Annotated in this window: 6 protein-coding genes and 1 pseudogene; 3 read left to right on the top strand and 4 right to left on the bottom strand. The window is 62.4% G+C overall.

The features are described 5' to 3' along the window. Positions 1-331: DUF1775 domain-containing protein (locus WBB85_RS20240; protein WP_432640390.1), on the top strand; the 331-nt coding region annotated here is incomplete at its 5' end. A gap of 135 nt (positions 332-466) precedes the next feature. Further along, the gene (locus tag WBB85_RS20235; RefSeq protein WP_432640389.1) at positions 467-2,671 is read left to right on the top strand and encodes an NADP-dependent isocitrate dehydrogenase; all 2,205 of its coding nucleotides are present in this window, start codon (positions 467-469) and stop codon (positions 2,669-2,671) included. A gap of 310 nt (positions 2,672-2,981) precedes the next feature. Here WBB85_RS20235 and WBB85_RS20230 read toward each other — a convergent pair whose 3' ends face one another. Both WBB85_RS20230 and WBB85_RS20225 read right to left on the bottom strand, forming a co-directional pair. Further along, positions 2,982-3,794: a glutamate racemase gene (locus WBB85_RS20230; RefSeq protein ID WP_432640388.1), complete on the bottom strand. Its 813-nt coding sequence runs from the start codon at positions 3,792-3,794 to the stop codon at positions 2,982-2,984. A gap of 122 nt (positions 3,795-3,916) precedes the next feature. Beyond that, entirely contained in the window at positions 3,917-4,393 is a 477-nt protein-coding gene (locus WBB85_RS20225; RefSeq protein WP_432640387.1) for a DUF1579 domain-containing protein, read from the bottom strand. 73 nt (positions 4,394-4,466) lie between these two features. On the opposite strand from WBB85_RS20225, the pseudogene WBB85_RS20220 reads away from it, so the two are divergent. Beyond that, positions 4,467-4,571 (top strand): annotated as a pseudogene (locus WBB85_RS20220) (IS5/IS1182 family transposase); the annotation flags it as partial. A 118-nt stretch (positions 4,572-4,689) separates the two neighbouring features. Here WBB85_RS20220 and WBB85_RS20215 read toward each other — a convergent pair. Both WBB85_RS20215 and WBB85_RS20210 read right to left on the bottom strand, forming a co-directional pair. Continuing rightward, the gene (locus WBB85_RS20215) at positions 4,690-5,001 is read right to left on the bottom strand and encodes an ETC complex I subunit (protein ID WP_432640386.1); all 312 of its coding nucleotides are present in this window, start codon (positions 4,999-5,001) and stop codon (positions 4,690-4,692) included. Positions 5,002-5,149: 148 nt separating this feature from the next. Further along, a partial coding sequence (locus tag WBB85_RS20210) for a GFA family protein (RefSeq protein ID WP_432640385.1) occupies positions 5,150-5,553 on the bottom strand: 404 nt, incomplete at its 5' end.

Below are 5,553 nucleotides of genomic sequence, written 5' to 3'. Positions count from 1 at the left end.
GCCGATGCCAAAGGCGGACTGGACGCTTGAGACGGTCAAAGCCCCCTATGCCAGGACCTACATGAACCATGGCAAACCGGTCAGCGAAGGCGTGACCGAAATCATCTGGACCGGTTCGCTGCCAGACGACTGGTTCGATGAATTCGGCTTTCGCGGCACCGTTGACCCGGCGCTTGCTGCCGGTTCCACCCTTCACTTCGTCGTAACCCAGACATGTGCCGATGGCGAAGTGTCCTGGTCGGAACTGCCCGACCCGGCCAATCCGAACGCAAAGCTGGGCCGCCCGGCGGTCGGTTTGACGATCACGGCCCCCGATCACAAGGGCCATTGACCACCGGGGCCGGGCGGTTTTTGCCCGGCCCTGTACGGTAAGTATTTTTGGTATACCGTCGCATACCATCTTTCCCCTGCCAGTGATTTCCGCTATGTCACCGGCAACGAGTCAGGCAAGCGAGAGGGCAAGCCCATGGGTAACACCGCCAATCCCGACATCATCTACACCAAGGTCGACGAAGCGCCGGAACTGGCCAGTGCTTCGCTTTTGCCGATCATCCGCAAATTCGCCTCCGCCGCCGGGATCACGGTCGGAACCAAGGATATCTCGCTTGCGGGCCGGATCCTCGCGACCTTCCCCGAGGCGCTGAGCGCCGACCAACGCATCGCCGACGACCTCGCGGAGCTGGGCGACCTGGTGAAGACGCCCGAGGCCAACGTGATCAAGCTGCCGAACATCTCGGCCTCGGTCCCCCAGCTTGTCGCCGCAATCAAGGAATTGCAGGCGCAGGGATATGCGCTGCCCGACTATCCCGAAGACCCCGAAACCGACGCGGAACAGGCCACCCGCGCGAAATACGACGCGATCAAGGGTTCGGCGGTGAACCCGGTTCTGCGCGAAGGCAATTCCGACCGCCGCGCGGCGACGGCGGTGAAGAATTACGCGCAGGCCAACCCGCACCGGATGGGCGACTGGGCGAAGGACAGCAAAACCCGCGTCGCGGCGATGGCGGGCGATGATTTCCGTTCGAATGAGAGATCGGCGACACTGGCCAAGGCCGCGACCGCGAAGATCGTGCTTGAGGCGGCGGGCGGTGAAACCGTGCTGAAGGCCGGCGTCACATACCCCGCAGGAACAGTCGTCGACGCGACCTTCATGTCGGCCAAGGCGCTCGACGCCTTCCTTGCCGCCGAGATCGAAAAGACCAGGGCCGAGGGCGTCCTATTCTCGCTGCATATGAAGGCGACGATGATGAAGGTCTCGGACCCGATCATCTTCGGCCATGCCGTGAAAGCATGGCTCGCACCGGTGTTCGAGAAATTCGGCGACCGGATGGAGTCGCTTGGCGTAAACCCGAATTCCGGCCTCGGCGACCTTCTTGACCGCGTCAAGGATGATGCAGAGATCATGGCGGCCATCGATACGGTCACCGCGCAGCGCCCACCGATGTATATGGTCAATTCCGACAAGGGCATCACCAACCTGCATGTCCCCTCGGACGTGATCATCGACGCCTCGATGCCCGCCCTGATCCGCGCGGGCGGCAAGGGCTGGGGCCCGGACGGGAACGAGGCCGACTGTGTTTGCGTCATCCCCGACAATTCCTATGCGCCGGTCTATGATGCGGCCATCGCGTTCTTCAAGACAAATGGCAAGCTGAACCCGGCCACCGCCGGCACCGTGCAGAATATCGGCCTGATGGCGCAGAAAGCCGAGGAATACGGCTCGCACCCGACGACGTTCGAGATCCCGGCGGATGGCACCGTCAAGATGGTGCTGGAGGACGGCACCGTCCTGCATTCGCACAAAGTGGAAACCGGCGACATCTGGCGCTCTGCCTCGGCCCGCAAGGCGCCGATCGAGGATTGGGTGAACCTTGCCATCGACAGGCAACGCCTGACCGGCTTCCGCGCGATCTTCTGGCTGGATGCGACCCGCGCCCATGACGCAGAGCTGATCAGGATGGTTCAGCCGATCCTTGAGGCGAAAGGCGTGGCCGACAAGTTCGAGATCCTGGCCCCGCGCGAGGCGACGATTGCCAGCCTTGAGACGATCACCAAAGGCGAGAACACCATCGCCATCACCGGCAACGTGCTGCGCGACTACCTGACCGACCTTTTCCCGATCCTTGAACTGGCAACCAGCGCCAAGATGTTGTCGATCGTCAAGCTGATGCAGGGCGGCGGGCTTTTCGAGACCGGTGCGGGCGGCTCTGCCCCGAAGCATGTCCAGCAGTTGCAGGAGGAAAACCACCTGCGCTGGGATTCGCTTGGTGAGTTTTGTGCACTCGGCGAAAGCTTTCGCTTCCTGGCCGAAACCAAGGGAAATGCGCGCGCTAAGGTGCTGGGCGATGCGGTTGATGCCGCAACGCAGGGCATTCTCGACAATGATCGCAGCCCCGGCCGCAAGGTCGGCCAGCCCGACAACCGCGACAGCCATTACTGGTTCGCCCGCTACTGGGCCGAGGCTTTGGCCGCGCAGTCGGGCGATGCGGATATTGCCGCCGAATTCGCGCCAGTGGCCAATGCGTTGGCCGAGGGTGAGGCGAAGATCGTGGGCGAGCTGGCGGCAGCACAGGGCAAACCGGCCGATACCGGCGGCTACTACCACGCCGACCCGGCCAAACTCGCCGCCGTGATGCGGCCGAGTGCGACGCTGAACGCGATCATCGGCTGACGGGATCAGAGCAGCGGGGGGCCCCGTTCAGCCCCCCGCCGGATCCTTGCCTATGGCGGGGTCGCAGATGACCATGATCGGGACGTTGCGGACATCGAAACAAGCCCACTTCCGCCCGGCGCCTGCGGCCGCGCGCATCGCATGAGGGTGGAGGGGTTTTGCGGCCATAAAGCACCCCGAATACAGGTCGCTGCGCCACCCCACGGGCAGTCGCCCGCCCGGCTCGCGTTGCGACTGGGTCAATGGCCGCATAGGGCTCGTTGCAGCAATTTTGTCGTGTCCGTGATCCTGCGTCTGCTCCCCGGCGCCGTCAGGCGGCCTGAAACGCGATTCTGCGGCGCAGGAACTGCGTGGCCTTGTTCGAGACACGCGCCGGATCGCCGGTGGTCAGAAACTTCGCCTCTTTGCCCGTCCCGAGGAATTCCGGGCGGCGGTGAAGGTAGTCCTTCAGGCTTTCAGCCACCAGATTGGCCTGCGAATAGACGGTGACATCAGGGCCAAGCGCCTCCTGAAAGACCTTCTCCATCAACGGGTAATGGGTGCAGCCAAGTATCGCGGCCTGCGGTTTCGGCATTCGCCGTTTCAGCGCCTCGACATGCGACCGCACCAGCGCTTCGGCCAGAATCTCATCGCCGTCCTCGATCGCATCGACCACGCCGCCGCAGGGTTGAGTTTCGACATCGACGCCGATGGCGCGGAAGGCCAGTTCGCGCTGGAAGGCACGGGAGGCGACGGTGGCGGGGGTCGCGAAGAGCGCTACATGCTTGACCGCGACCTCGCGCGGGGGCGAGTTGTCGCCCCATTGCCGTTCTGTCAGCGCCTCGATCAACGGCACGAATACGCCGAGAACGCGCTTGTCCTGCGGTATCCACTTTTCCTGCATCCGCCGGAGGGCCGCAGCCGAGGCGGTGTTGCAGGCGAGAATCACCAGATCACAGCCTTCCGCCCAAATCCGCTCTGCGCCCGCGCAGGTCAGGGTGTAGATATCGTCAGCATCGCGCACGCCGTAGGGCGCATGGGCATTGTCGCCAAGATAGACGAAGGGCACGTCGGGCAGGGCCTTTGCCAGGGCGTCATAGACTGTCAGTCCGCCAAGACCCGAATCGAAAATGCCGACTGCCATATGCCTGTCCCGTCTGAAATCCAGCCCCGTCATACGCCGCAGCGTGCCGGAAATCCACAGCATGTGCACGGGACTTTGCGATCATAGAGGATACCTGTCTGGCCGATTTTGTCCCCCGCCTTTCAGGCGCGGCGGAACTCCATCGTCCAGTTTGTCTCCCAACTCTGGCCGCCGTCATCTGACATGGCCTGTTCCCAGCGCGGCGCGGCAGATCGGGTTTCCAGCCACAAAAACCTTACGATTATTGGCCGATCATTGAGCGTATCGTGCGCTTGGAACGTCCCGGTGCCGTTTTCAAAACGCCCGACGACCGGTACATCCAGTTGGTGCGGGGTCATTGTGGACAGCCACCAGATCGCCCAAGTGCCACGTGTCGGATTAAACGAGCGGATTGCAATGGCGCGGTACGATCCGCCTGGAAACTGAATCAGGTTGTCCTCGACGTTCCCATTCCCGCCAAGCACCGACCGCGTCACCGACGTGCCGTCGAATTCCTCCCACTCCTGACAGCCGGCAAGCCGCTCTCTCAGACGTCGGTGGCGCACATTCCACGCTCCAAACTCAAAATCGAAATCCTTCGAAGTGATATTGGTTTCCATGATGCACTCCTGCTTGTCGCTGAGGCATGTACCTATTTTGTTCTCACCCTAAGTCAAGCATGATCTGGCGGGGATGGCGAGGGACTTCGACCGGCAAGTCGCAGAAATCCAGATCCGCATCGCCGTGCTCACCCGCTACACCGCTCCTGGCATACCCGGCACTGAGCCCGCGGGATAAATCCGTCTGGGGAAAGGGGAAGTCTGCCCGTCACACGATTTGCGCAGACATGGGCGCGCCACTCCGACAGCCCACAAAATGTAAATCTCGTCGCAAACCCGAGCAGGATTTACACCGATCAATGCGTCCAGGCACCTTTGCGATCTGTCGCGAAATTTTCGCCATAACCGCGCGGGCGGATGTTCGGCTTGCGCTTGTGCGGCTCGGCCACAACGTAATCGATCCCGCTGGACTTCGCGTAATCCTCGGCCGCTTCGCGGCTGTCGAACCTCAGCCGCACCTGCGCCTGAGTGTCGCCGGAACCGGTCCAGCCCATCAGGGGATCAACTTCGCGTGCCTCGGCAGGCGCAAATTCGAGGATCCAGGCCCGCGTCTTTGCGGTGCCGGATTGCATGGCATTGCGGGCCGGTTGATAGATACGCGCGCGCATGGACATACTCCCTCAGGTTCCGCCCTCTTATCGGAAAAGAACTGACGTTCCGCAAGGGGGTTGGCCCTCTGAACGATCAACCGGCACCGCCCGGTCATCAGACCTGGCGGTGCCGGGCTTACTGCCTCGGTGATGGCTGGCAAACGCCTCAGGCGCCTTGCGGCCAGACGAAATCGGGGCGCAGCCCTTCATGGACGGGGCGGCCATCGCTCGGCTTGGCATAGCCCTTAGATTCGTCCCAGAATGCGTGATAACTGGCATCGGGAAAGCCCGCGCCATAACCCATCACATTCGGCACCGCGACCCGGATCCGCGACTGCTTGTCATCCAGCATCAGCGCCGCACCGCAATCGGCGCAAGTGCACAATTCCAGCGGCCCGTTCGGGTTGTCCTTGTTGAAGGGCTGACGGTTCATCTTGTCCGGGTGGTCCACCTTCAGATCGCCATGGTTGAAGAAAGCGACATGGGTTGTCTGCTGACCGGTCACGGATTTGCAGACATTGCAATGGCAGGTATGGTTGTCGATCGGCTCGGCGTCGGAATGGACATGGA

Source organism: Albidovulum sp. (assembly GCF_049646345.1).
Lineage (GTDB): Bacteria > Pseudomonadota > Alphaproteobacteria > Rhodobacterales > Rhodobacteraceae > Albidovulum.
The sequence above is the reverse complement of the archived record's forward strand: the minus strand, read 5'-3'. Positions and strand labels throughout refer to the sequence as shown.